The organism is Rhizobium sp. N731, assembly GCF_001664145.1.
GTDB classification, from domain to species: domain Bacteria; phylum Pseudomonadota; class Alphaproteobacteria; order Rhizobiales; family Rhizobiaceae; genus Rhizobium; species Rhizobium esperanzae.
Map to the genome: position 1 here is coordinate 1,493,052 of NZ_CP013601.1, position 26,554 is coordinate 1,519,605.

General features: G+C 61.7%; 24 protein-coding genes. 9 read left to right on the forward strand and 15 right to left on the reverse strand.

The genetic code is table 11. From position 1 onward, the window contains the following. Window positions 1-3 precede the first annotated feature (3 nt). The 4 genes from AMK02_RS07380 to AMK02_RS07395 all read right to left on the reverse strand — a co-directional run bounded on the left by AMK02_RS07380 (window position 4) and on the right by AMK02_RS07395 (window position 3,221). Window positions 4-990 (reverse strand): hypothetical protein, encoded by a 987-nt coding sequence (locus tag AMK02_RS07380; protein WP_064801601.1) that lies wholly within the window; start codon window positions 988-990, stop codon window positions 4-6. Between the two features lie 156 nt (window positions 991-1,146). Continuing rightward, window positions 1,147-1,395 (reverse strand): 30S ribosomal protein S18, encoded by a 249-nt coding sequence (gene rpsR / locus AMK02_RS07385; protein WP_004680498.1) that lies wholly within the window; start codon window positions 1,393-1,395, stop codon window positions 1,147-1,149. A gap of 12 nt (window positions 1,396-1,407) precedes the next feature. Continuing rightward, a complete protein-coding gene (gene rpsF, locus AMK02_RS07390) occupies window positions 1,408-1,866 on the reverse strand; it encodes a 30S ribosomal protein S6 (protein WP_004680499.1) in 459 nt (152 codons plus the stop codon). Window positions 1,867-2,177: 311 nt separating this feature from the next. Next, a complete protein-coding gene (locus AMK02_RS07395) occupies window positions 2,178-3,221 on the reverse strand; it encodes an aldo/keto reductase (RefSeq protein WP_064801602.1) in 1,044 nt (347 codons plus the stop codon). A gap of 201 nt (window positions 3,222-3,422) precedes the next feature. On the opposite strand from AMK02_RS07395, the gene fabD reads away from it, so the two are divergent. The 7 genes from fabD to gmk all read left to right on the forward strand — a co-directional run bounded on the left by fabD (window position 3,423) and on the right by gmk (window position 9,936). Next, window positions 3,423-4,367 carry an ACP S-malonyltransferase gene (fabD, locus tag AMK02_RS07405; RefSeq protein WP_064806056.1) on the forward strand — a complete coding sequence of 315 codons (945 nt, stop codon included), beginning with the start codon at window positions 3,423-3,425 and terminating at the stop codon, window positions 4,365-4,367. Between the two features lie 30 nt (window positions 4,368-4,397). After that, window positions 4,398-5,135, forward strand: a complete 738-nt coding sequence (gene fabG, locus AMK02_RS07410) for a 3-oxoacyl-[acyl-carrier-protein] reductase (protein WP_064801607.1) — start codon at window positions 4,398-4,400, stop codon at window positions 5,133-5,135. 288 nt (window positions 5,136-5,423) lie between these two features. After that, on the forward strand, window positions 5,424-5,660 hold the full coding sequence (locus AMK02_RS07415) for an acyl carrier protein (protein WP_003547058.1): 237 nt from the start codon (window positions 5,424-5,426) through the stop codon (window positions 5,658-5,660). A 93-nt stretch (window positions 5,661-5,753) separates the two neighbouring features. Next, window positions 5,754-7,016, forward strand: a complete 1,263-nt coding sequence (gene fabF, locus AMK02_RS07420; protein ID WP_064801609.1) for a beta-ketoacyl-ACP synthase II — start codon at window positions 5,754-5,756, stop codon at window positions 7,014-7,016. 129 nt (window positions 7,017-7,145) lie between these two features. Next, on the forward strand, window positions 7,146-8,363 hold the full coding sequence (gene mltG / locus AMK02_RS07425) for an endolytic transglycosylase MltG (protein ID WP_064806058.1): 1,218 nt from the start codon (window positions 7,146-7,148) through the stop codon (window positions 8,361-8,363). A 19-nt stretch (window positions 8,364-8,382) separates the two neighbouring features. After that, a complete protein-coding gene (locus AMK02_RS07430) occupies window positions 8,383-9,270 on the forward strand; it encodes a YicC/YloC family endoribonuclease (RefSeq protein WP_064801611.1) in 888 nt (295 codons plus the stop codon). Between the two features lie 3 nt (window positions 9,271-9,273). Further along, on the forward strand, window positions 9,274-9,936 hold the full coding sequence (gmk, locus tag AMK02_RS07435; RefSeq protein WP_004680508.1) for a guanylate kinase: 663 nt from the start codon (window positions 9,274-9,276) through the stop codon (window positions 9,934-9,936). Between the two features lie 35 nt (window positions 9,937-9,971). Here gmk and rsmA read toward each other — a convergent pair whose 3' ends face one another. The 7 genes from rsmA to lpxF form a co-directional block, all read right to left on the reverse strand. Beyond that, a complete protein-coding gene (gene rsmA, locus AMK02_RS07440) occupies window positions 9,972-10,799 on the reverse strand; it encodes a 16S rRNA (adenine(1518)-N(6)/adenine(1519)-N(6))-dimethyltransferase RsmA (RefSeq protein ID WP_064801612.1) in 828 nt (275 codons plus the stop codon). Further along, window positions 10,799-11,827 (reverse strand): 4-hydroxythreonine-4-phosphate dehydrogenase PdxA, encoded by a 1,029-nt coding sequence (gene pdxA / locus AMK02_RS07445; RefSeq protein ID WP_064801614.1) that lies wholly within the window; start codon window positions 11,825-11,827, stop codon window positions 10,799-10,801. Before pdxA ends, rsmA begins: the two co-directional genes overlap by 1 nt. A 6-nt stretch (window positions 11,828-11,833) precedes the next feature. After that, a complete protein-coding gene (locus AMK02_RS07450) occupies window positions 11,834-12,778 on the reverse strand; it encodes a peptidylprolyl isomerase (protein WP_064801616.1) in 945 nt (314 codons plus the stop codon). Window positions 12,779-12,962: 184 nt separating this feature from the next. Beyond that, a complete protein-coding gene (locus AMK02_RS07455) occupies window positions 12,963-15,293 on the reverse strand; it encodes an LPS-assembly protein LptD (RefSeq protein ID WP_064801617.1) in 2,331 nt (776 codons plus the stop codon). After that, the gene (gene lptG, locus AMK02_RS07460; protein ID WP_011424786.1) at window positions 15,293-16,381 is read right to left on the reverse strand and encodes an LPS export ABC transporter permease LptG; all 1,089 of its coding nucleotides are present in this window, start codon (window positions 16,379-16,381) and stop codon (window positions 15,293-15,295) included. Before lptG ends, AMK02_RS07455 begins: the two co-directional genes overlap by 1 nt. After that, a complete protein-coding gene (locus AMK02_RS07465) occupies window positions 16,378-17,559 on the reverse strand; it encodes an LptF/LptG family permease (protein ID WP_011424787.1) in 1,182 nt (393 codons plus the stop codon). The genes lptG and AMK02_RS07465 overlap by 4 nt, the downstream gene beginning before the upstream one ends. Before the next feature lie 99 nt (window positions 17,560-17,658). Then, the gene (lpxF, locus tag AMK02_RS07470) at window positions 17,659-18,432 is read right to left on the reverse strand and encodes a lipid A 4'-phosphatase (RefSeq protein ID WP_064801619.1); all 774 of its coding nucleotides are present in this window, start codon (window positions 18,430-18,432) and stop codon (window positions 17,659-17,661) included. A gap of 142 nt (window positions 18,433-18,574) precedes the next feature. On the opposite strand from lpxF, the gene AMK02_RS07475 reads away from it, so the two are divergent. Both AMK02_RS07475 and AMK02_RS07480 read left to right on the forward strand, forming a co-directional pair. After that, entirely contained in the window at window positions 18,575-20,068 is a 1,494-nt protein-coding gene (locus AMK02_RS07475; protein ID WP_064801621.1) for a leucyl aminopeptidase, read from the forward strand. Then, complete coding sequence (locus AMK02_RS07480; RefSeq protein ID WP_064801623.1) at window positions 20,065-20,514, forward strand: DNA polymerase III subunit chi; 450 nt, start codon at window positions 20,065-20,067, stop codon at window positions 20,512-20,514. The genes AMK02_RS07475 and AMK02_RS07480 overlap by 4 nt, the downstream gene beginning before the upstream one ends. A gap of 44 nt (window positions 20,515-20,558) precedes the next feature. Here the strand turns inward: AMK02_RS07480 and AMK02_RS07485 are convergent, their stop codons facing one another. The 4 genes from AMK02_RS07485 to AMK02_RS07500 all read right to left on the reverse strand — a co-directional run bounded on the left by AMK02_RS07485 (window position 20,559) and on the right by AMK02_RS07500 (window position 26,545). Beyond that, a complete protein-coding gene (locus AMK02_RS07485) occupies window positions 20,559-21,485 on the reverse strand; it encodes a Gfo/Idh/MocA family protein (protein WP_064801624.1) in 927 nt (308 codons plus the stop codon). A gap of 89 nt (window positions 21,486-21,574) precedes the next feature. Then, window positions 21,575-23,614, reverse strand: a complete 2,040-nt coding sequence (locus AMK02_RS07490; protein WP_064801626.1) for a prolyl oligopeptidase family serine peptidase — start codon at window positions 23,612-23,614, stop codon at window positions 21,575-21,577. Window positions 23,615-23,681: 67 nt separating this feature from the next. After that, entirely contained in the window at window positions 23,682-24,533 is an 852-nt protein-coding gene (locus AMK02_RS07495) for a polysaccharide deacetylase family protein (protein WP_064801628.1), read from the reverse strand. Window positions 24,534-24,661: 128 nt separating this feature from the next. Continuing rightward, window positions 24,662-26,545 carry an ABC-F family ATP-binding cassette domain-containing protein gene (locus tag AMK02_RS07500; RefSeq protein WP_064806060.1) on the reverse strand — a complete coding sequence of 628 codons (1,884 nt, stop codon included), beginning with the start codon at window positions 26,543-26,545 and terminating at the stop codon, window positions 24,662-24,664. Between the last annotated feature and the right edge of the window lie 9 nt (window positions 26,546-26,554).

A 26,554-nucleotide genomic window follows, 5' to 3' on the forward strand; every position in this document is an offset into this window, starting at 1 on the left:
GTCTCAGATTTTCGTGTCGGATTGTTTGGAGGTATCGGCATCTTTCGCCGGGGTGAGCGCGATCGCCTTGCGCGTATCGCTGAGACCCAGGACGAGGATGAGGAGAGCTGGCAGCAGCATGAGCATCGAAGCCAGGTAGCCAAGGATGAGGGCCGGTATGCGCCAGTCCTTTCCACGTGTGCGGAAATGCAGCGAAGCGAAGCCGGAGAGCATGAAACCGGCCCCGAAGGTGCCGATCACGGTGGCGCCGACGAGCGCCGGAACGCCGCCGAAGAAGCAGGCAGCAAGCCCGGCCAGGAAGATAAAGATCGAATTGCGGTTCATCCGCAGCGATGAGGGAATATCCTCGCGCGGCCGAAGGCCCTGGCCGGATGCGGCGACGATGCGCACGGCGAAGTAATAGGCGGCAAACAGCATGCTGACCCACATGCCGCCCTGCACGGCCGGCAGCATCAGCAGGATCAGCGATTTTGTCTGCGCGGTCGCCGCCGGATCGGGCATGAATTCCGGCTGCTGCTGCTTGACCGAGGTGATCAGCAGATCGACAATCGGGTCGGTGATATCAGGCCCATAGCCGATCATTACGCCGATGACGATGACGGCAAGCGTCACCAGTCCGCAGAGATGCAGCAGGATATCGGAGAGCGGATACCAGGCAAGCAGATGGTCGGGGCCGCCGAGTTCGGAGGCGGGACGCGCGAGATTGGCAAGATGGCTGAGCCAGCCGGCCGGCAGCAGCGTCACCAGCGTCATGATGAGCGCGAAAGACGGGGAGATGAGGACCGCACCAAGCGCCGCTCCCGTGACGACGGCCGAAATCCCGGCGGCATTGCCCCAGCCAAGCCCGACGATCAGGATCGGCAGCGCCGAGGCCGTGTAGAGGAGCGCGCTGAAAAACGACGGCTGCATGCTCGCGCCCAGCACAAGCAGGGCGGCGGTCAATCCGGCGAGTGCGCCGATCAGCAGCGTTTTAAGATCCGGTCGTTTCAAAGTCGCTGTCCTGCTTCATCAAGCAGTTAGAGGCTGTTGCTGAATCGAATTCAGAAACGTCTCAACATGGGTTTTAAAGATTCCGATCCGCGCCCATCGCGAAAGGGAGAAGGGAAGGCACGAATACCTTCCCCCAAATCTGATTGCGTCGGCCGATTAAGCGACGACGTAGGGCAGCAGGCCGAGGAAACGGGCGCGCTTGATCGCCTGGGCGAGTTCGCGCTGCTTCTTCTGGGAAACGGCCGTGATGCGCGACGGAACGATCTTGCCGCGCTCGGAAATGTAGCGCTGCAGCAGGCGGACGTCCTTGTAGTCGATCCGCGGTGCGTTTGCGCCTGAGAACGGGCAGGTCTTGCGACGGCGATGGAACGGACGACGGACCGGTGCGGAGGAAGCTTCAGACATTCTTATATCTCCTTATGCACGGTCTTCGCGGGGAGCGCGATCCGGACGCGGGCCACGCTGGAAATCGCCGTCACGGCGCGGCGGACGGTCGCCGAACTCGCGGCGCGGGCCACGATCGCCGCCTTCGCGCGGGCCGCGGTCGTCGCGGTCGCGCTTCTGCAGCATGGCAGACGGGCCTTCTTCGTGCTTTTCGACGGCGATGGTCATGTAGCGAAGAACGTCTTCGCTGATGCGCATCTGACGTTCCATTTCCTGGATCGCTGCTGCCGGTGCATCGATGTCCATCAGGGCATAATGCGCCTTGCGGTTCTTCTTGATGCGATAGGTGAGGGACTTGAGGCCCCAGTTTTCGATGCGCCCGACTTTACCACCGTTAGCTTCGATCACACCCTTGTACTGTTCTACGAGGGCATCGACCTGCTGAGCGGAAATATCCTGCCGGGCAAGGAATACATGTTCATAAAGAGCCATGACAGCTTTGCCTTTCTTGCGTTTGGTTCAACCCGATATTCGGCGGCTAAGCCTCAACGACTGCTCCTGATTGGGCGGACCCAGGCAAGAAAAGCGTTTCCGAGACGGTCGAGAGCGGAGACACGGGAGGCTGGAACGCTTCCGTTCCGAACGATTTCCGAGAGGAAACCGGCCCTCCGTTCAGCCACCAGCCAGAAGACCGGGTTAACGAACAGCGCGGCTTATACGGATTTTTAGGGGAAAGGCAAGCGCAATCGGAGATTCGAACCCGACGCTGCCCAATCGGCAGCGTCGGGGCGATGCGGGATAGATCAGAGCGTCAGCGGATACTGCCGGTGCACCTTGGCGATCTCCGCCAGGATCTCATCCGAAAGCGTCAGGTCGGCCGCGCCGATATCGAGCTTCAGCTGCTCCATCGAGGTCGCGCCGATGATGACCGAGGTCATGAAGGGCCTCGAGCGGCAGAAGGTGAGCGCCATGATTGCCGGATTGAGGCCGTACCGGGCTGCGAGCGCCAAATAGGCCTTGGTCGCCGGCTCCTGCAGCGGCTGCAACCGGCCGCCGATATCGGGATTGATCGACGCGCGCGAACCCCTCGGCCTCAGACCATCGACATATTTGCCGGTCAGGATGCCGCCGGCGAGCGGCGAATAGGCAAGCAGCCCGACGTCCTCGTGATGCGAGAGTTCGGCGAGATCGAGGTCGAAATGGCGGTAGAGCAGATTGTACTCGTTCTGGACGCTGGCGACGCGCGGCAGGCCCTTCTGTTCGGAGAGCGTCAGATATTTCTGGATGCCCCAGGTGGTTTCGTTGGAAAGGCCGATCGCGCGGATCTTGCCTTCCTTCACCAGCGCGCCCAGTGTTTCCAGGATCTCGGCCATATTGGCGACGGCCTTGTCTCGATCCTGGGTAAAGGGATTATAGCTCCAGTTCTGACGGAAGTGGAAATGGCCGCGGTTCGGCCAATGGACCTGGTAGAGGTCGACGTAATCCGTCCTCAGCCGTTTCAGGCTGGCCTCGAGCGCCATGCGGATGTTCTTTGCATCCGCGCCTTCGCCGCCGCGCAGATAATCGCGGCCGCGGCCGGCGACCTTGGTCGCAAGCACGATATCTCGACGCTTGCCTGATTTGCTGAACCAGCTACCGATATAGTCTTCGGTCCAGCCCTGTGTTTCGGGCGACACCGGCGTGGTCGGGTAGAGTTCGGCGGTATCGAAGAAATTGATGCCCTTCTCGACGGCGTAGTCCATCTGCGCATGAGCGTCGGCTTCGCTGTTCTGCGAGCCCCAGGTCATGGTGCCAAGGCAGATTTCTGAAACGGAAATGTCGGTTCGGCCTAGGGAATTGTACTTCATGGAAAAACCTTGGGAGAGAGAGGGAAGCCTTGGAAGGGTCTGGGCAAATCTAGGCTGGATTTGACGGAGCGCAAGAGCAAAATCCGGGCTTTTGCGCGGGCGCGAAAGGCTTTGCGGAGAATGGAGCGCCACTTGACTCTGCTGGAAAGAATGTCAATTGGAGGCAAAACAGCCTTGAGGGGCACAGTCAGGGACATGAACATGACCATCGCTTTCACTTTTCCCGGCCAGGGCAGCCAGGCCGTCGGCATGGGCAAGGATCTCGCCGAGAATTTCGCCGAAGCCCGCGCCGTTTTCGAAGAGGTCGATGAGGCACTTGGTGAAAAGCTTTCCGACGTCATGTTCAATGGTCCCGAGGACACGTTGACCTTGACGGCGAACGCCCAGCCGGCGCTGATGGCCGTATCGATCGCCGTCGTCCGTGTTCTCCAAGCCAAGGGGCTGGATCTGCAGTCGAAGATCGCCTACGTCGCCGGCCACTCGCTTGGCGAATATTCGGCACTCTGCGCCGCCGGCACCTTTTCGCTCGCCGATACGGCGCGGCTGCTGCGTATTCGCGGCAATGCCATGCAGGCGGCCGTCCCCGTCGGCGTCGGCGCCATGGCCGCGATCATCGGCCTCGAACACGCCGATGTCGTTGCCGTCTGCGAGGAGGCGGCCGCCATCGGCGCCTGCCAGATCGCCAACGACAACGGCGGCGGCCAGATCGTCATCTCGGGCGAGAAGGCAGCCGTCGAAAAGGCCGCCGGCCTTGCGACCGACAAGGGCGCCAAGCGCGCCATCCTGCTGCCGGTCTCCGCTCCTTTCCATTCCAAGCTGATGGCGCCTGCGGCCGAGGCCATGCGCGCAGCGCTGGCAACGGTCGCCAAGTCCGATCCCGTCGTGCCTCTGATCGCCAATGTCCGCGCCGCGCCGGTGACCGGCGCCGGCGAGATCGCCAGCCTCCTGGTTGAGCAGGTGACCGGTCAGGTCCGCTGGCGCGAGACAGTGGAATGGTTTGCCGCAAACGGCGTCACGACGCTTTACGAGCTCGGTTCCGGCAAAGTGCTCACCGGTCTTGCCCGCCGCATCGACAAAACAGTGAATGGCATCTCCGTCAGCGGCCCGGCGGATATCGACGCGGCCGTCGCCGCACTCATGGCCTGATTGATATCTCCAGATATAAGGAACGTTTCCATGTTCGATCTTTCCGGCCGCAAGGCTCTCGTCACCGGCGCTTCGGGCGGCATCGGCGAGGAAATCGCCCGTCTCCTTCATAAGCAGGGCGCCATCGTCGGCCTGCACGGCACCCGCGTCGAGAAGCTGGAAGCGCTGGCGGCCGAGCTCGGCGAGCGCGTGAAGATCTTCCCGGCCAACTTGTCGGACCGCGACGAGGTGAAGGCGCTCGGCCAGAAGGCCGAGGCCGATCTCGAAGGTGTCGATATCCTCGTCAACAATGCCGGCATCACCAAGGACGGCCTGTTCGTGCGCATGAGCGACGAGGATTGGGATGCGGTCCTCGAGGTCAATCTGACGGCGACCTTCCGCCTGACGCGCGAGTTGACGCATCCGATGATGCGCCGCCGCTATGGCCGTATCATCAACATCACCTCCGTCGTCGGCGTCACCGGCAATCCGGGCCAGGCCAATTACTGCGCCTCCAAGGCCGGCATGATCGGCTTCACCAAGTCCTTGGCGCAGGAAATCGCCACCCGTAACGTGACGGTCAACTGTGTCGCGCCCGGCTTCATCGAAAGCGCCATGACCGGCAAGCTGAACGACAAACAGAAGGAAGCGATCATGGGGGCGATCCCGATGAGGCGCATGGGCACGGGCGGCGAGGTCGCTTCGGCGGTTGCCTATCTTGCCTCCGCCGAAGCCGCCTACATGACCGGCCAGACGCTGCACGTAAACGGCGGCATGGCGATGATCTGAAACAACAAACTGTTGGCACGGGGATATTTCCCGTAATAGCATGTTGAGCAATCACGAAGCGTTGATTTTCTGGCTTTGCGGCAGACTTAAACCATGTTAAGCGGGCCAATGACTGTGAACAGTCGTCCCGAGAAAGCAGACGAACCGGCGGGCTTTTCGCAAGCCTCGGACATCTCTGAAGCCGGGTTAAACGAGTTTGCCGAGGATGTCTGAAAACATCGCAGGCTGAAACAGGGTAGGGGTGCCGCAACGGCATTCCGATCAGGACATAAGGTCGAGGAAACCGACATGAGCGATATCGCAGAACGCGTAAAGAAAATTGTTATTGATCATCTTGGCGTCGATGCCGACAAGGTCGTCGAGAGCGCCAGCTTTATCGACGATCTGGGCGCCGACTCGCTCGACACGGTCGAACTTGTCATGGCATTCGAAGAAGAATTCGGCGTCGAAATTCCTGACGACGCTGCCGACTCGATCCTGACGGTCGGTGATGCAGTGAAGTTTATTGAGAAGGCCCAGGCCTGATCCTGTACATTTGAGAAAGGGCGGGCCTGGAGTCCGCCCTTTTCTTTTCGGCATATTTCTCCATAGAACATAAGAGACGGGGGAAAGCACGCGATGAGACGTGTCGTCATCACCGGTACCGGCATGGTATCACCCTTGGGATGCGGAACTGAGGTGACGTGGTCGCGGCTGCTTGCCGGCCAGAACGGCGCTCGTCTGGTTACCGAATTCGAAGTCGACGACCTTCCCGCCAAGATCGCCTGCCGTATCCCGATCGGTGACGGTACCGACGGCACCTTCAATGCCGATCAGTGGATGGAGCCGAAGGAGCAGCGCAAGGTCGATCCCTTCATCATCTTCGGCATGGCCGCCGCCGATATGGCGCTTGCCGATGCCGGCTGGCATCCCGAGACCGATGAGGATCAGATTGCCACCGGCGTATTGATCGGCTCCGGCATCGGCGGCATCGAAGGCATCGTCGAGGCAGGTTACACCTTGCGCGACAAGGGCCCGCGCCGCATCTCCCCTTTCTTCATTCCCGGCCGCCTGATCAACCTCGTTTCCGGCCAGGTGTCGATCCGCCACAAGCTGCGCGGACCCAATCATTCGGTCGTCACCGCCTGCTCGACGGGCGCGCATGCGATCGGCGATGCCGCGCGGCTGATCGCGCTTGGTGACGCCGACGTCATGGTCGCCGGCGGCACGGAATCTCCCGTCAGCCGTATTTCGCTGGCAGGATTTGCCGCCTGCAAGGCGCTGTCGACCCAGCACAATGACGATCCGCAGAAGGCTTCGCGCCCCTATGACCGTGATCGCGACGGCTTCGTCATGGGCGAGGGTGCCGGCATCGTGGTGCTCGAAGAGCTGGAGCATGCCAAGGCCCGCGGCGCCAAGATCTACGCTGAGGTCGTCGGTTACGGCCTGTCGGGCGACGCCTATCACATTACCGCGCCTTCCGAAAACGGCGAGGGTGCCGGCCGCTGCATGGGGATGGCGCTGAAGCGCGCCGGGCTGACACCGGCCGACATCGACTACATCAACGCTCATGGTACTTCGACCATGGCCGACACGATCGAGCTCGGGGCGGTCGAGCGCCTTGTCGGCAACGCGGCGTCGAAGATCTCGATGTCCTCGACCAAGTCGGCGACCGGACACCTTCTCGGTGCTGCCGGCGCGATCGAGGCGATCTTCGCGACACTTGCCATCCGTGACAATGTCGCGCCGCCGACGCTCAATCTTGACAATCCCGAATGCGAGACGGCGATCGATCTTGTTCCGCACAAGGCTCGTGAGCGAGAAATCGACGTGGCTCTGTCCAATTCGTTCGGGTTCGGCGGCACGAACGCATCGCTCGTGCTGCGCCGTTACGCGCAGTAAGAGGCCCGCCGGAGCAGCGTGCTGGAGTTGAACGATGGGCAGCGGCTTCGTTGAACTGTGGCGGAACCTGTTTTTGCCGCATTGCTTCGCGAAATAGCGGAATGAGGGCCAAGTTTTAGAGGATTGCCGGTGAGCGATACGACGAACCAGAGCAACGACAGCCAGGCGCAGAAGGGACCGATCATCCCGAAGTCGCCGAGCGAAGCCCTGCGTCCGGAACGTGTTCCGGAGCCGCCGAAGCGCTCCAGGAACGCTCGCAGCCAGATCGTCCTTTTCCTGAACTTCATCATGACGATGACGGTGCTGGTCTGCGTCCTTGCCGTCATCGGCTTCTATTACGCGACCTCGACTTATCAGAGCCCAGGCCCGCTGCAGACCAACACCAATTTCATCGTCCGCAACGGCGCGGGTCTCGCCGAAATCGCCTCGAACCTCGAGCGCAACGCGATCATCTCCGATGCCCGTATCTTCCGTTATCTCACCGCGACGCATCTTGCCGCCGGCGAGAGCCTGAAGGCCGGCGAATACGAGATCAAGGCGAGAGCCTCCATGAGCGATATCATGGAGCTGCTGAAATCGGGCAAGTCCATCCTCTATTCGGTGTCCTTTCCGGAAGGCCTGACGGTCCGCCAGATGTTCGACCGCATGCTGCAGGATCCGGTGCTGGAAGGCGACTTGCCGGCCGCACTGCCGGCCGAAGGCAGCCTGCGTCCGGACACCTACAAATTCTCGCGCGGCACGAAGCGCTCGGAAATCGTCGAACAGATGGCAGCTGCACAGCAGAAGCTGGTCGACCAGATCTGGGATAAGCGCGACTCCTCGCTGCCGCTGCGAACCAAAGAAGAATTCGTGACGCTCGCTTCGATCGTCGAAAAGGAGACCGGCATTCCCGACGAACGTGCCCATGTCGCTTCCGTGTTCCTGAACCGGCTTGGCAAGGGCATGCGTCTGCAGTCCGATCCAACGATCATCTATGGGCTGTTCGGTGGCGAGGGAAAACCGGCCGACCGGCCGATCTACCAGTCGGATCTGAAACGGGACACGCCTTATAATACCTATGTCATCAAGGGCCTGCCGCCGACGCCGATCGCCAATCCCGGCAAGGATGCGCTGGAAGCCGTCGCCAATCCCTGGAAAACCCAGGATCTCTATTTCGTCGCCGACGGCACCGGCGGCCACGTTTTTGCCGCTACGCTTGAGGAGCACAATGCCAACGTCAAGCGCTGGCGCAAGCTTGAGGCCGACAAGGGCTCGGACCCGAACATCGCAGTCGACGGCCAGCCGGAAGAGCAGCCGGGCGACAGTGGCGCGACTGTCGTGCCGCCGAAGAAAAAGAAGATCAACTGACAGTTTTCGGGAGGCTCGCATGGCTTTGCAGTCCATGACCGGTTTTGCGCGACGCGAGGGAACAAGCGGCCGCTGGCGTTGGGCATGGGAGCTGCGCTCGGTCAACGGCAAGGGTTTCGACCTGCGCCTGCGCCTGCCGCCCGGCCTCGAACGCATGGAGGCGGAGGTCCGCCGCCTTGCCGGCGAAAGCTTCAGCCGCGGCAACCTGCAGGCTTCGCTTTCGGTCACCGCTGACGAGAACCGTTTCGAGGCGGTGCTGAACAGGGAAGCGCTTGCCGCCGTGCTTGCCATGCGCGAGCAATTGGCGGGCGTGATCGATCCGGCGCCGCTGAAGCTCGACACGCTGCTTCTGGTGCGCGGCATCGTGGAGTTCCGTGAGGGCGAGGACGCTGAGGAGGCGCTGGCTGCCCGGGATGCCGATATTGCCGCCGGACTCATGGCCGCGCTTGCCGACCTCCGGGCGATGCGCGAACAGGAAGGGGCGGCGCTCTCCCGCATTCTTCTCGATCACGTCGCAACGATCGAGGGTCTGACACGGACGATCGAGATGGATCCTTCGCGCTCGCCGCAGGAGATCGCCTCCCGGCTCGTGGCGCAGGTCGCCTTGCTGATGGACGGCATGGCCGCGCTCGACCGCGACCGGTTGCATGCCGAAGCCGCGCTGTTGGCGACCAAGGCGGATCTGCGCGAGGAAATCGACCGCCTGAAGGCGCATGTCGCCGCCGCGCGCGATCTCCTGGTGAAAGGCGGGCCTGCCGGGCGCCGGCTGGACTTCCTTGCACAGGAATTTAACCGCGAATCGAATACCATCTGCTCGAAGTCGAATGCCTCGGCGGTTACGGCCGCCGGCATCGAGTTGAAAGTCGTGATCGACCAGTTCCGCGAGCAGGTCCAGAATTTGGAGTAGGACATGAAACCGGCGAAATCCTCGCCCGTGCAGATCGCCCGCCGCGGTCTGATGCTTGTCATTTCGTCGCCGTCTGGCGCCGGCAAGTCCACCATCGCGCGCACGCTACTGGAGACCGACAAGCATATCGGCCTTTCCGTCAGCGTCACCACGCGCCAGCGCCGCCCGAGCGAGGTCGAGGGCGTGCATTACCACTTCAAGAGCGTGCGCGAGTTCGAGCGGCTGCGTGACAGCGACGCGCTGCTCGAATGGGCCGAAGTGCACGGCAATTTCTACGGCACGCCGCGCGAGCCGGTCGAGCAGGCGATGGCCGAGGGCCGCGATATGCTCTTCGATATTGATTGGCAGGGCGCCCAGCAGCTGCAGGAGAAGATGTCGGCCGACGTCGTCTCGATCTTCGTGCTGCCGCCGACCATGACGGAGCTCCAGTCACGGCTGCATCGCCGCGCCGAGGATTCCGAGGAGGTCATCCAGACGCGTCTCGCCAACAGCCGCGCCGAGATCGGCCACTGGCGCGAATATGACTATGTCATCGTCAACGACGATCTCAACACCGCCTTCGACGCCGTCCAGTCGATCGTCAAGGCCGAACGCCTGCGCCGCGACCGCCGCCACGGCATGTTCGATTTCGTTCGCGAGCTGCTGGAAGAGACGCCGTCTCTTTGAGGCGCGTCCTTTGTGCGTCCACAGGAAATGTGGCGCTAAAGGCTATTTGCGAGAAGGCAGAATTCTTCGACTGAGAGGGTCTCCGCCCGCCGCGCTGGATCGATTCCCACCTTGATGAGCAGGCTCTCGCCGCCGAGTGGCTTCAGGCTCTGGCGCAGCATCTTGCGGCGCTGGCCGAAGGCGGACTGCGTTACTTTTTCCAGATTGGCGACAGCGCAGGGGATGGGGTTCGCCCTGGGGACGAGATGCACCACTGTCGAAGTCACCTTCGGCGGCGGCGTGAAGGCTTGCGGCGGCACGTCGAAGGCCATGCGTGCCTCCGTTCGCCAGCCGCAGAGAACGCCGAGGCGCCCGTAATGGTCGTCGTCCTCGCCCGCGACGATACGCTCGCCGACTTCTTTCTGAAACATCAGCGTCAGCGACTGCCAAAACGGCGGCCAGGCTTTCGGCAGCAGCCAGTTGACCAGCAGTTGCGTGCCGACATTATAAGGCAGGTTGGCGATGATCTTGACGGGGCCTTCCGGCGCCAATGCTTCGAAATCCGTCTTCAGCGCATCGCCTTCGATGACCTCCAGTCGGCCGGGATAGTGATCGGCGATCTCGGCAAGCGCCGGCAGGCAGCGCGCGTCCCGCTCGATGGCAATGACCTTCTTGGCGCCGAGCGCCAGAATCGCGCGGGTCAGCCCGCCGGGACCGGGGCCGACCTCGAAAACGGTGGCCTCTTCGAGCGCGCCTGCCGTGCGGGCGACCTTCTGCGTAAGGTTGAGGTCGAGCAGGAAGTTCTGCCCGAGCGCCTTGCGCGCATCGAGGCCATGACGCTGAATGACGTCGCGAAGCGGCGGCAGGCCGTCGAGTGCTGCCATCAGCGGCGGCCTTCCCAAGTGCGGCCGAGCTGGGCGGCAAGCTTCATTGCCGCAACCAGGCTCTGCTCACGCGCCAGACCCTTGCCGGCAATGCCAAAAGCGGTGCCGTGATCCGGCGAGGTTCGCACGAAGGGAAGTCCGAGCGTGACGTTGACGCTGTCGTCGAAACCGAGGGCCTTGGCGGGGATCAGCGCCTGATCGTGATACATGCAGATGGCGGCGTCGTATCGCGCCCGCGCGTCGTCATGGAACATGGTGTCGGCGGGCAGGGGGCCGATCGCATCGATCCCCTCGTAACGCAGCTGCTCGATCGCCGGGCGGATGATGTCCTCATCCTCCGTCCCGATCGCTCCGCCTTCACCCGCATGCGGGTTGAGACCGGCGACGGCAAGCCGTGGCGCGTCGATTCCGAAACGCTGCCTGAGATCCGCATCGGCGATCCGGCAGGTTTCGATGATCAGATCGCCGGTCAGCGCTTGCGGCACATCGCGGACAGGAATGTGGATGGTAACGGGAATGGCCCTCAGTTTCGGTCCCGACAACATCATGACCGGCGTCACCGGCCTGCCGGTTGCCCTGGCAGCAAGATCGGCGAGAAATTCGGTATGGCCGGGAAACCGGAAACCCGCCTCGTAGAGCACGGCCTTGGCGATCGGATTGGTGACGACCGCGAGTGCCTCGCCGCCGATGACAAGCGAGACTGCTTTCTCGATCGCCGCGATCGTGCCCTTCGCCGTTGCCGCATGCGGCTCGCCGGCCACCACCTCAATGCCGGCCGGGACGCTCATGACGGGCAGCGCATCGGCAAATATGCCCGCTGCTTCGCCGGCCGTGTCGATCTCACGAATGGAAACCGCCAGATTGAGCTGGCGGGCCCGCAGAGCCAGGACATCCGGATCGCCGATCAGGAAAAAAGGCGGGAGCCCGAGTTCACGCCGGCGGAGCCAGGCCATCAAGGTGATATCCGGTCCGATGCCCGCGGGATCGCCCTGGCTCAGCGCAAGCGGTCGTGAAAAGGGTATCGCCATTGTCGGTCAGCGGTAGGCGATCTGCGCCTTCTTGCGCAGTTCGTCCAGGTATTTCTTGCTGTTTTCGTTTTCCGGTGGGCCACTCTTGCCGGCCTTGGACTTGTCGAGATCCTCCTGGCGGAAGACCATTTCGGCGGCCTGGTCGTCGGAGACCTGGCGCTGGCTGCAGATCGCCAGATATTCGACGCCCTTCTCGGTAACGCGGGTGCCTGTGGTGTTGCCCTTGGCCTGCTCGACCAGAGGCTTCCAATCCGGCGGGATCTCGGGAGCGAGCATGCGGCCGAGATCACGCACGGAAACATCGCGCATCGTCGCGGCAAAGGTCTTTGCCTGATCACAGCCGGGGAATTTCGACCGCGATGCCTCGGCCTCGCCCTTGCGCTTGCCGGTGATGGCGCCGCGCTTGGCCTCGGGAATGACGAAGATGATCTGCTGCAGCATATATTCCGTCGTCACCGGCTTCTGCTTGTTGTTCTGCATCATGCGCGAGACGAGATCATAGTTCGACAGCCGTGACGTCGAGCCGTAGCGCGCATTGACGACGCGCGGCCAGCTCATCTGCACGGCGATGAAGCCTTTGAAATGGTCGACGCCGACGCCGGCGCGATCGAGGATCTGCGACATCTGTTCGACGGAAAGTTTGTTGCCGGCCGAAAAGCGCGCGAAAGACGCATCGACGTCCTGCTGCGAAACCGACATATGGACGCGGGCGACCTCCTGCCGCTTGAGCGACTCGTCGATCAATTGCTCCGTGGCCGTCTTGGCGTCGGCCTTGGTATGCTGCAGGCGCAGGAAGGCCTGACGCTTGGCGACATCGCCGCTGGTGATGGCTGTGCCGTTCACCACGGCCTGGACTCCGCTTACTGCAAGCGCCGGGCCGGCAAGGCCTGTCAGCAAGGCAATCGCTGCGCCGGCGAGAAAGGCGGTTATGGCTTTTTTCGCGTCAATCATCTGTTGACCTCCCAATAGCGCTGCGAGACGTTGATCGCGGCGTCCTTACCACAGTGCGAGACACGCGGAAATCGCTTCCGTCACGGCGCAAATCCCCTATGCCTCAGATATCGGCTGGCGGCAATGTCCTGCACAGGCTTGCGGCGAAAGAATGACTTGGGGCCATGTTTACGCCGCCCGCCTGCTAGTTGGAGAGGGTATCGGTGCCGATCTTGATATCGCCGAGCGTGCGGAACGTCAGCCGCGCGCCGATCGTCCAATCGCTCGCCGTCTCGTCGTCGGAATCCCTGCTGTCGGTATAGGCGATCGTAAAGATCGTGCATTCGTCCTCATAGGAGAGACCGAGCGTCCGGCGGGCAATCACATCATTGTTCAGATCCCAGGCGATGCCGCCGAAGATCGACCAGTAGTCCTTGAATTTCACTCTGCTGCTGGTCTGGATCTCGTCATTGTCCTCGGCGAAGCCGTAGGCCGGCTGGGCGCTGAGATGGGTGTAGGTCACCTGTGTCTGGAAGGTGTCGTTGTGGTAGGCGGTCGTCAGGTCGCCGCGCCGGAAGTCGAAATCCTTCTCGTCGAGACGATAGGAGGCGGCGACGGACACACCGTATGGCGTTTCGACCCCGCCGAGGCCGACATAATCGGAGCGGTCGGTTTCGAGGCCGGAATCCGCGCCGACATTGACGAGGTCATCGGTGGCGAACGAGTTCTGGCCGGCGATCTGGTAGGACTGGCCGAAGATGCCGTGCAGCTTGTAACCGCTGTCGAAAGTCCCGGTATACTGGACGCCGACATTGGCGCGGGTGCCGCCTTCAATACGGTCGTAGCCTGAGAACTTGTCACGGTCGAAAAGCGACGTGGCATCGAAGACGAAGCTTTGTGCATCCTCGTTCGGCAGCCGACCGGCGAGCTGCTCGTCGGGACGGGCGTAGATCTGCGCGATCGGCTCGAGGATATGGGTGCTGTTTTCCGTCGTCACCAGAATTGGATAACGCACCTCCAACCCGGCGGTGAGCATCGAACGGGTGGCGGAATTGTCGTCAAGGTAATTGCCGGCGTAACCGGTCGGATCGTCCATATTGAGCGCGAAAGCGTCGCCGCGCGCCGCCAGAAGCGGCGTGATCACCAGGCCGGTCGGCGTGACGTAGGTGCGTTTCCACTGAAGTTCGGCGGTCAGGCGCGACGTCTGGCCCTTCAGGCCGCGGAAACGGTCGAATCCGTCGACAGTGTAGAAGTCATCATGTGTGCGCGAAATATTCGTCAGGTTGACGTCTGCGGAAAGTTCGCCGCCTGCAAGCGGCTGAGGCGCTACATAATGATAATCGAGCGCCGGATAGACGATCGCCTGCTGTTTTTCGGCGGTGTTCTTGCGGTCGGCATCCTGGACGTCGAAATAAAACGCCCGCATGTCGAAATAATTCCGCTTGCCGAGCCCGGTCAGGTAGATTTGGTTGGTGCGATCCGTGCCGCTCAGGCCGCGGAGCTTGTAGGTTTTCGAGAAATTATTGTCGCTCTGCACCATGACGTCCCAGCCGAACGTCCAGCGCGGATTGATGCGGAACTCCGCCTTTGACGCCACCATGCCGCGCTGCTCGGCTTCGGCATCGCTGGTGCCCGAGCTGAAATTGCCGGGCTTTGCCTGGTCGATACCGGCGACGCGCAGGATATGCGTGCCGTTCTCGAAGCGCTGACGGAATTCGCCTTCGACGAGGAAGCCCTGGGCCGTATAGCCGGTCGCCGTGACCGTCGCATCCATGCTCGGCGAGATCACATAATAATAAGGAATGGAAAGACCGAAGCCGAGATTTTGCGACAGGCTCATCGTCGGGAACAGGAAGCCGGATTTGCGCTTCACCGTATTGTCGGGAACTTCGATGAACGGCACGAAGGCAATCGGGTAGCCGAGCAGCTCGAAACGCGCTCGCTCCAGACGGATCGTATGGGTCTCGCCGTTCTGGATCACGCGCTTGGCCTTGACCTGCCAGAACGGTGCGCGCTTCGGATCTTCGGCGCAGGGAAGGCAGGCGGTATAGACGCCCTTGTTGAGAATCATCTTCGTGCCGCCGACCCGCTCGCCGCTTTCGGCGACGATACGCGTATTGTCGGAGGTTTCGACGCGCAGCGAGTTCAGGAACCCGTCGGCAAAATTGTCGGTCACGTCAAGGTTGTCGGCATAGATGCGGTTGCCGTCCGGGCTGACGAGCTCGACATTGCCCATCGCCAACATCCGGCCGGTCTTCTGATTGTACTCGACCTTCTGCGCGACCATTTTGTAGCCGCCATAGTTGATCTGCACGCCGCCGACCGCCGAGACGAGGTCGGCGTCACGATTATAGACGAGTTCATTGGCCGAAAGCAGCAATTTGGCGCCTTCGGGAATCTTGTTCTGAATATTTTGCTCAGGCGCGCTGGCCTGGCCGTGGGAGGCCGGGACGCTGCCGAAATAGGAACATAGAGCCGCACCGACAAGCAGGGCAACCGATTGTTTACTAAAATACTTGCGGTCGCCTACCGCCACTAGCCGTCCTCCTGATGAAGCAAAATAGTCGCGCCCAAGGCCAGCGCGACAACAACCGGTATCCAGGTCGCCACGAAGGGAGGCACGACTCCACTGCTTCCGAATGCTTTTACAAGCACGGTGATGACATAAAGCATGAAGCCTGACAGGATTCCACCCAGAATCACGGAGCGGGATTGGTTGAACCGGCTAAATTTTAGGGACACTGTTGCAGCAATGAGAGTCATGGCCACCAGCAGCAATGGCTGAGACAACAGAGAGTTGAATTGCGTCTCCAAGGCCTTGGTCGAGATGCCGAAGGACTTGGCCGCCGCAATGCGGTTGGAAAGGTCAAAGAAACCAATTGTTTCCGGCGCTGTCAGCCGCTCCTGAACGAAATCCTGTTTCAGATTGGTGCGAAGTTGGACCGAAGCTTTGCGCAACGGGATTTCGCCAGGCTTGCGCTCGACGACACCGTTAAGCTGCCAGTAACCATCTTCCAACTTAGCCGTGGCGGCATCCTGTCTCAGAATGACTCGACCGCTTGAATCGAAATGGATCAACACGGCGTCGATCAGCTTGGTGCCGTTCTCCTGGACCGTCTGGGCGCCGATGATGACATCGTCGCGGCCGCTGATCTGGCGCAGCCACGGAATCTGTGGCGCCTTGCGCAGAACCGCGTTTTCGCCGCGCCAGTCGGACTCGACCAGCAGCGCCTGGCGCTGTCCCCAGGCGGCAAGCGGGTTAAGCGCCGTCGTCGTCAGTACGCCGAGCACCAATGAGCCGGCGATGAAGGGAAACATGAACTGCCAGACCGAAATGCCGGCTGCGCGGGTGACGACGAGCTCATATTTGCGATTGAGCCCGATCAGCACCGTCATGCCGACGAAGAGGGCAACGAAGGGGATTGTCTGCTGCAGGATGAGCGGCAGGCGCACGGCGGTCATCACGATGCCGCCGCCGATCGTGTAGCCGGGCAGGCCGGACATACGTCCCGCCGTCTCGCTGAAATCAAGAAGAAAGGCGATCGCCGACGCGCCGATCAGAAACCAGCCCGTCGTCGCCAGGTAGCGGCGAAAGAAATAACGCGACAATGTCCCGAACATCATTGGGCCGCGCCCCCGCCGGACCTGCTGGTCGCGGTAAGCAGTCTTTCCTGCATGCGTCTCCAGGAAACCGATATCCGGTCCCAGACGAACGAAGGCATGACCAGTCGCTTGTGCAAGCCGAGGAAGATGATCGAGACGATGCTGCTGACGATCGGGAGAGCGTAGAGAACCGCGATATATTCCGGATCGGTGTCGATTTGGTTTGCCGCGTAGAAGGCAGCCCACCGTAGTGCGAAAGCATAGCCGAGCGCGCTCACCATCGGATGCAGCCGCGCTTCGCGGTGCGAGCGGGCGTCGCCGGCGATCGCCAGCGAAAACAGGGCAAAGACGACAGGAAGGATCCAGTCCGTCAGCCGTCGATGCAGTTCGGCACGGTAGCTCTGCGGACGGATCGTATAATCCTTGTCGTTCGGATCCGGATTGAACAGGAACCACAGGTCACGGTCGCTGGCTTTCAGCGTCGCCTGACCGCGGCTCTCCGTCATGTCGGAGAGGTCGAAGGAATAGGAATCGAAATTGATGACCGAGACGTTGCCGTCGGGCGTTTTGCGATGCACCTCGCCGTCGTGCATGATCAGCGTCGTGCCGGTATCGTCGACGGCGCCTTCCTTGGCGTAATAGATCAGCTCGTAGGCCGGGTCCCGCTCGTCGGCGACGAACAGGCCCTTCAGCATGCGCCCCGCCAGGCGCTGCGAGATCTGCACATAGAGACCCTCGTCGAGCTTGCGGAAGGTCTTTTCCTCGATGACCGAGGAGAGGAGATCGGCATAGGTTTCGGCGATCATCTGACGAGCCACGGTCTTTGCCCGCGGCTCGACGATGTTGTCGACGAAAAAGGAAAAGACGCTGATGACGGCGGCGAGCAGCAGGATCGGCCGGACCAGAATGGTGCGCCGTGCCCCGGCCGCATCGATGACGGTCAGCTCGGAATCGTTGTTCATCGTCGTCAGCGTCTGGGTGATGGCGATGACGAGGGCGAAGGGCAGCACCACGGGAATGATCGACGGCAGGATCATCGTCGCGAGCTTGGCGAACGAGCCGATCGACTGGCCGCTGTCGGTGACGAGGTTGATGCGCTGCAAAACCTGTGTCGTCCAGATGATCGCCAGCACGGGCAGGAGCGCCACGAGAAACATCTGGCCGACGCGCCGCAATATGTATGTCTCGAGTAGTTTCATGCCGGCCCTTGAAAGCACCTGCACGCCCAAACGGCTTGCAGGAGAATCCCTCTACGCTCTTTGTCGCGCTTTTGCGACAAGCAGGTGTCAAAAATTCATTCAAATTTCAGAATTTTTTTGGTGCTGTTGCGACTCAGTTAACGCCAGCAGCGCTGCGAAGACCACAAGCGACGAGAGCCATCCGAGCGTGACGTCGGAGAGATAATGCGCGCCGAAGGACAGCCGCATTGCCGGCGTCAGGATCGAGATCGCGGCAACGGGCGGCACCAGCGCATAGCGTAGCGATTTCGGGACAAAGAGCAGCAGGCAGAACAGCCAGCCGGCGCTCGCCGCCTCGCCGGAGACGAAGGAGCAATTCGACACGCATTTGCCGGCAAGCGAGCCGGCCTCGACGAAATGCAGGCTCCCGCCGAAAATATCCGTCTGCACCGGCCGCGGCCGACCCCAATGTTCCTTCAGGATAACATTGACGAGCAGCACCGGCCCGATCAGCATCGTTCCGAGTGCGACTTTGAGCTTGCGCGCCCGCTCGGCGTTGAAGGTCGCGCCGTGCTGCTGGTAGCATTCGATCAGTTTCCACGCCATCACGATCGCCACAACATAGGGGAGGCGGAAGAAGATGGTGCGCAGCAGGTCGAAATTGCCCGAGTCGCGATAGGGAAAACCGCCGCAGATGCTTCCGGCAGCGGAGGTCGCGTCACAATCGGTGCCCAGGAAAAAAAGCTGGGAAAAATAGATGTCTATTCCGGCGAAGGCGCGAAAGATGGCAAGCAGCGCCCACCACGCCCAGAACAGAAACAGGAATGCACCGAAAGTCGTTTTCGGCAGGCGGATCACAGGGCCCTGCCATCGATTTTTCGAAAAAACTGTCAACGCGAATATCTACGAAAGTGACGAAACACGAGAGCCTGGACGGACGCGGGCGACCATAACAAGTGTCGCGAGCCATTGACAGACCCGCCAAACGCGAAATTATCCGCCGGGGACGGATTTCAAGAATCCCAGCGGAGAAGACATGTCAGCAAAGTTCGAAATTTCATTCTCGAAGTCGGTAAAGCTCAATGGCGGGCTGGCGATCCTGTTGAAGACTGCCGAGGCCGACAGCGCCGCAGGCACCGAAACGGCTGATCCGGCAGGCGTGATCGCCAAGGCTGCCAAGATCGCTCGATTCTCCGCTAAATCAATGGCCGCGCTCGATATTGTCGCCCCGGAAGGAGCCCCCGTCGATCGCATCGTCGTCATCGGGCTTGGCAAGGTCGGCGAACTCGCCGCCCATGACTGGCTGAAGGCCGGGGGCGCTGCGGCGTCGAAAGTCAAGAATACTGACAAGGCCGCCATCTTCATCGACGTGCCCGGCCTCGAGACGAACGCACGCGCCGCTGCCGATTTCGCTCTCGGCATGCTGCTGCGCGCCTACAGCTTCGATGCCTACAAGACAAAGAAAAATGATGACGAGGAGAAGCCGGCAAAATCCGTCAAGGTGACGATCGTCACCGCGGATGCGACCGGTGCCAAAAAGGCGTTTTCCGATTCCGAAGCGATCGCCGGCGGCGTCAATCTCGCCCGTGACCTCGTCAATGAACCGCCGAACGCGCTGGGACCCGTCGAGTTCGCCGCCAGGGCGAAGGAACTGGAAAATCTCGGCGTCGAGGTGGAAATTCTGACCGAGAAGGAGATGCGCCGTCTCGGCATGGGCGCGCTGCTCGGCGTCGCGCAGGGCTCCGTGCGCCCGCCGCGTCTGGCGGTCATGCAGTGGAAGGGCGGCAAGAGCAAGGACCGTCCCGTCGCCTTCGTCGGCAAGGGCGTCGTCTTCGATACCGGCGGCATCTCGATCAAGCCGGCCGCCGGCATGGAGGACATGAAGGGGGATATGGGCGGCGCCGCCGCCGTGACCGGCCTGATGCACGTGCTCGCCGCCCGCAAGGCGGCCGTCAACGCTGTCGGCATCATCGGCCTGGTCGAGAACATGCCGGATGGCAACGCTCAGCGTCCGGGCGACATCGTCACCTCCATGTCCGGCCAGACGATCGAGGTGATCAACACCGATGCCGAAGGCCGCCTCGTGCTCTGCGATGCGCTCTGGTATTGCAATGATCGCTTCAAGCCGCAGTTCATGATCAATCTGGCCACCTTGACTGGTGCAATCGTCGTGGCGCTTGGCAATGTGCACGCCGGTCTGTTCTCCAATGACGACGAGCTTTCCGCCCAGCTGACGGCGGCCGGCCTTTCGACAAACGAGAAACTCTGGCGCATGCCGCTCGGCAAGGATTATGACAAGCTGATCGACAGCAAATTCGCCGACATGAAGAACACCGGCGGCCGTCAGGCCGGCTCGATCACCGCGGCGCATTTCCTCAAACGCTTCGTGCAGGACACGCCCTGGGCGCACCTCGACATTGCCGGCACGGCGATGGGTTCGCCGCAGGATGAGATCAACCAGTCCTGGGGTTCCGGTTTCGGGGTGCGCCTGCTCGACGAGCTCGTTCGCGCCCACTGTGAATCCCGATGACCGACATTCTCTTCTATCATCTGACCGAAACCAGGCTGGAAGACGCGCTTCCGCCGCTCCTCGACAAAAGCATTGAGCGCGGCTGGCGCGTCGTCGTCCAGACGAGCGAGGCCGCGCGGCGCGATGCACTCGATGCGCATCTCTGGACGTTTCGCGAGGAAAGTTTCCTGCCGCATGGGATCGACACGGCTGATTTCGCTCAAAACCAGCCGGTGCTTTTGACGGTCACGTCGGACAATGCCAATACGGCGACGGTTCGTTTCATCGTCGACGGCGCCGAGCCGCCGCCGGCCGATGCCTATGAGCGCGTTGTCTTCATGTTCGATGGCCACGATCAGGAGCAGTTGGAAGCTGCCCGCGCCCAATGGAAGAAGCTGAAAGGCGAGGGGCATAACCTCACCTATTGGCAGCAGACGCCGGAAGGGCGGTGGGAAAAGAAGGCTTGAGCGAGTCCTTGCCGTCGGAGGCGACCGGCAAGGACCCAAATGACTCAGTCGTGGAAGGCCTCGACGAATTTCCGCTTGCCGAGCATGAAGGCGTCGGCGACGTGGCGCAGCGGGGCGAGATCGACATCCGATTTACCTGCCTTGATGATCTCGGCGAAGCGGCGATAGAGCGAAGGATATTCCTGTTCCGGTTCGGCGAATGTCAGCCTACCATCGATGGAAAGCTTGGCGCCGCCCTCGGAGAGGACCATTTGGCCGGCTGCCGTTTCCGCGACGATGTCCCAGCTCTGCTTGCCGGTCTGGCGCCAGTCGAATTCGGCATGAACGGGAAGGCCGTCTGCATCGCGGAAGTGAATGTCGGCGGCGATCGGCGCATCACGATTTTCCGGGAATTCCAGCACAGCCCCGGTGATGAAGACCTGCCGCGGCAGGATATGGGTGACGATCGACAGTGCATTGATGCCGGGATCGAAAACGCCGAGGCCGCCGGCCTGCCAGATCCAGTCCTGGTTCGGATGCCAGTGGCGGACATCCTCTTTCCAGATCACATGCACGCTTTTGATCGTCGTCGAGGCAAGAAAGGCTTTGGCGGCTTCGACGGCCGGGGCATAACGCGAATGCCAGCTGGCAAAGAGCGACGCCCCCTGCTTGTTCGCCAGCGTCTCGAGGTCGGCCACTTCGCTCAGCGTTGCACCCGGCGGTTTTTCCAGGAAGACATGCTTGCCGGCAACGAGCGCCTTATAGGCTGCTTCATAGCGATATTGCGGCGGCATGCAGAGCGAAACGGCATCGATCGTGGGCTCGGCGTCGAGCATCGCGTCGATCGTTGTGTAGCTATTGATGCCTTCGACCGTGCCGTGACGGCTTGCCGTGGCGACGAGCTTGAAATCCGGGTTCTTGGCGATGGAAGGAAGGTGCTGGTCGCGGACGATCTTGCCGACGCCGACGATGGCGAGATTGATAGGAGACATGGTGTTTCGCTCGTGCCTGTATGAAAAGTATGATTTATTGAGCCTGTTGTAGCAGAAAGAAGAGCGCCGACAAGCTCTGCTCCTCTATCCTATCGCATGATGGTCTCGCGAAGGAAGCTGTAACCCATCGCCGCGCGGGCGGCGCGCTCCTCGGAACTGCCGTCGCCGCCATGCCCGCCCAAGCCGAATTCGTGGAAGAGCAACTGATGTCCTTCTTCCTCCAGCCTCGCAGCAAAACGGCGTGCGTGCGAGGGATGCACGCGATCGTCATTGCTGGAGCTTTCAATATAGATCGGCGGATAAGTGACCTCGCTGGCCGGCCTGATATTGTGAAGCGGTGAATAGCCGAGCATGAATTCCCGGTCCGCCGGCGTCTCCGGATCGCCATATTCGTCCATCCACGCCCGGCCGGCGCTGAACAGGTGGAAGCGCGTCATGTCGAGCACCGGCACCTGGCACCAGACCGCGCCGAAATCGTGCGGGTAGCGCGTCAGCATCACACCTGTCAGCAGCCCGCCATTGCTGCCGCCCTGGCAGGCAATCCGCGATGGCACGGTGTAGCCGCGAGCAACGAGGTCGCGGGCGATGGCGACGAAATCGGCAAATGCCCGATCTCGCCCCTGCCGCTTGGCGCTTCGATACCAGTCAGGGCCGAATTCACCGCCGCCGCGGATATAGGCCTGCACATAGGCGCCGCCTTGCTCCAGCCAGCGGCCGGTTACGCCGGAATAGCTCGGCGACAGCGAGACATCGAAGCCACCATAACCGTAGATCAGCACCGGCAGTGCGCCTTTGGTCCACTGTCGCGGCAGCACCAGCCGGTAGGCGACCCTGGTTCCGTCCTCGGACACGGCCTCCAGCAGTTCCGATGACATATCGGTCGCATCGAAGTAGCTCGGCGCCGCCGCTACGAAAATCGGCTCCGGCTCTCTGCTGCGATCGGAGAGTTCGAGGCGGTAGCAGGTCGGCGGCTGCAGGAAACCCTGGCCGACGATGTGAAGCGTGTCGTCGCCAAGATGCAGATCCGCATGGAGCGGCCTGACATAAGCCGTCTGCATCTCCGCCGGCAGCGCGATTTCCCGCTGTTCGGCATCGGGCTTTGTCAGGTCGAGCACCAGAAGACGCGGCCGCAGCCGGTCGGAAACGATGAACACGCACCATTCGCGCATCAGCATCATCTGCGAAATCGACTGGCCCTCACCAGGCTGAAACAGGATCCGTTCCGGCCCGAGCAGCGCCTGCGAGGCGGGATCGAAAGATTGCAGTACGAGGCTGCCGGTCGCAACGCGCTCATCGGTCTTTGCCCGCCAGAGGCAATGATTATGATTGAACTGAAAATCGGCTTCCTTGGGCAGATCGATGTGCCGTTGCGCGCCATCATCGGCGATGAGGAAAGCGCTGGCCACGCCGATTTCGTGGGTGGTGACGAAAATGTCGATCAGTCCGGCATCCGCCGAAGCGCCCGATAGGGCAGGGTCGATGACGAGATTGAAGCCATAGACATCCTCATCGGCGGCTTCGAACATGATGGCGGCATCTTCCGGCCGCTGTCCGCGCGTCAACCGCCGCCCGACGCGCGGCCATCCCGAGCGGGTCGCCGAAAATCGGTCGATCGAGCCGAAATAACAAATTTCGTCGCGGCTCAGCCAGGTGGCATGCGACCGCACGGCGGGCGTGTCGAACCCGCCCTTCACGATCTGTTTGCGCTCCGCGTCGAATTCGAGCAGGCGGATGAGGTCTGAGCCGCCGTCCGAAAGCATCAGTAGGACGCGCGTCGGCTCCCACGGGCAGGTGACGGCGCCGCGCCAGCTCCAGCGCTTGCCTTCGGCGAGGCAGAAGGCGTCGAGATCGAAGACCGGCTCCCAATCGGCCTCCGGCAACGGCTGCTGGCTGGCTGCCAGGCGCAGCCAGACCCCGAGCGGATTGTCCTTGCTCTGTCGGAAATCGAACAGCCAACCGCCGCGGCGCATCGGCACGATCAGCCTGTCCTGACGCTCGATCAGCGCCTTGATCGCCTCGCGATCTTCGCCAAATTGCGGCGTTCTCAATGCCGCGTCGGAGAGCGCATTATGTTCGCCGATGAACTGGCGGGTGCGTGGATCTTCGTCCGTTTCGAGATGAAGGTTCATGTCTGAGCTGCCGCTTGCATTGATGTCGCTGAGATCTAGGCAGCCGGTCCTCGCTTGGCAAGCCGCCTTAGCGGGTCATCACCAGATCGGCCGAGGCGACGAGGTTGCTTGGCGCCGCCGGCTTCTTGAACTTCAGCGTCACGACTTTGTAACCTTCGGCTTCGAGTTTCGAAAGCAGGGTCGGCAGCATCGTCGCGGTGCGCTTGTGGATGTCGTGCATCAGAACGATGCCGCGGCCGCGCTTGTGCAGCAGATTCATCGTCCGCTGCGTTACGCATACCGGTGTGGTTGTGAAATAGTCCTTGCTGTCGATGTCGACATCCATGACGACCACGTCGCGCATGGCGATGGCGGCGCGCAGCCTGTGGCTCTCGGCGAGATAGGGGAAGCGGAAGAACGAGACGTCTGTTCCCGTCGCCTTGGTCACCGCCAGTTCGCCCTTCACCACCTCGTCCATTGCCGCATCGAAGCTCAGCGCAGTCAAATTGGCATGGTCATAGGTGTGACTGCCGATCGCATTGCCCTCCATTGCCACCTTGCGCGCCAGCGCCGGATGCATCTCGGCCATCTCGCCGACCATCATGAAGGCGCCCTTGACACCGAATTGGTCGAGGATCGCCAGCACCTTGTCCGTCCGGCCGGGGATCGGGCCATCGTCGAAGCTCAGGATCACTTCCTTGTCGTTGAGCTTGAGATCGGCGAGCGAGGAGATCTCCAGCGTCCTACCGGAAAGGTGATGCGGGCCGACGAAGAGCGGCGTTGCATCATCATCCTTGGCGGGCTTGCCTGAAGGCGTCCGCCCCTCGGGCGCAACAACCGAGGCGGTTTTGATCGAGGTGTCGGGAGCTTGTCTGGTCGTGCTGCAGGCGGAGAGGGCGGCCGCAAGGGCGATGCAGGAAAGAACGAAAAATCGATGCATGGAAAGGGCTCAACAAATCAGTAATGAATGTTGAGACAACCTTTCGAATTATGGTTAACGATCGGTTGAGATCGGCAGGAATTCTCGTTAACGCGTGGCAGTCCGCCGCGTTTCCTCGAAGACTGTGGCTATCCTGCCATTGCCTCTTCGTATTCGGACGACAGCATCAGCCATTCTTCCTCGGCAGCAGTGAGTTTTGCCGCGGCCTCGCCGCGCTGTTTTGCCTTTTCGGCGGCTTTGGCGGGCGTCTTCTCATAAAGAGCCGGATCCGCAAGTTCCGCATCAAGAGCCTGAATCTGTTTCTCCAGCTTGGCCGTCAAGGATTCGATTTCGTTGATCTTTTTCTTCAGCGGCGTCAGCGAGGCGCGTCTCTCCGCATTGAGCTTGCGCTGGTCAGCCTTGGAGGTCGTATCGTCGCTGGTCTGCGGCCTCTCTTCCTTTTTCTTGCCGGAACTGACGATGAGGTCGCGATACTCGTCCATATCGCCTTCGAAGGTGGTGACAGTGCCGCCGTTGACCAGCCACAGCCGGTCGACGGTCGCCTCGATCAGGTGGCGGTCGTGCGAAATCAGGATGACTGCACCGTCATAATCGTTCAGCGCCTCGATGAGGGCACGGCGGCTGTCGATGTCGAGATGGTTGGTCGGCTCGTCGAGGATCAGCAGGTTCGGCGCATGGAAGGCGGCAAGCCCCATCAGCAGGCGTGCCTTCTCGCCGCCGGAAAGGTCTTTGGCGGCCGTTGCCATCTTCTCGGTCGCCAGTCCCATCTGCGCAACGCGGGCGCGCACCTTGGCCTCCGGTTCGGCGGGCATCAGCCGCCGCACATGCTCCACGGCCGACTGCTCGGGGATCAGATCGTCGAGCTGATGCTGGGCGAAGAAACCGATCTTCAGGCTCGGCGCAAGCTTTACTTCGCCACTCTCCGGCGACAGTCGCCCTGAGATGAATTTGGCGAAGGTCGACTTGCCGTTGCCGTTCGAGCCGAGCAGAGCGATGCGATCGTCGTTGTCGATGCGCAGGTTGAGGTTCTTCAGGATGGGCTTGCCGGGTTCGTAGCCGACGGCGCCGCCCTGGATTGCGACGATCGGCGAGGCCGGCTGCTTCTCCGGCTCGGGAAAGGTGATCGGCTGCACATGGTCCTCGATGACGGCAGCGACCGTTCCCATGCGCTCGAGCGCCTTGACGCGCGACTGTGCCTGCCGGGCCTTGGAAGCCTTGGCCTTGAAGCGGTCGATGAAGCTCTGCAGATGTTTGCGCGCTGCCTCATTCTTGGCCCTGGCCTTCGTCTGCAGCTCTTCGGCCTCCGCCTTCTGCCGCTCGAATTGATCATAATTGCCGCGGTAGAAGGTGAGCTTCTTCTGGTCGAGATGGACGATGGAATTGACCGCGTTGTTCAGGAGATCGCGGTCGTGGCTGATGATGATGACCGTATGCGGATAACGGCGGATATAGTCCTCCAGCCACATCGTGCCTTCGAGGTCGAGATAGTTGGTCGGCTCGTCAAGCAGAAGCAGGTCCGGCTCGGCAAACAGCACGGCGGCAAGGGCCACGCGCATGCGCCAGCCGCCCGAGAAGGAGGAGGCGGGACGGGCTTGCGCCGCCTGGTCGAAGCCGAGGCCGGCGAGGATGCTCGCAGCCCGCGCTTCGGCCGAATGCGCATCGATATCGACGAGGCGCATCTGGATTTCCGCGATGCGGTGCGGATCGCTTGCGATTTCCGCCTCGGCAAGCAGAGCCGCGCGTTCCTTGTCAGCGGCAAGCACGATCTCGATCAGGGAATCCTCGGTTCCCGGCGCTTCCTGGGCCACCTGGCCGATACGCGCCGCCTTCGGGATCGACACTGACCCGGTCTCCGAGCCGAGATCGCCTGTGATGACGCGAAACAGCGTGGATTTGCCGGCGCCATTGCGCCCGACGAGACCGGCCTTGGCGCCCGAAGGCAGCGAGAGGCTGGCATTGTCGAGAAGCAGGCGTCCGGCGATGCGGGCGGAAATATCGGTAATCGTGATCATGGCCGGCGT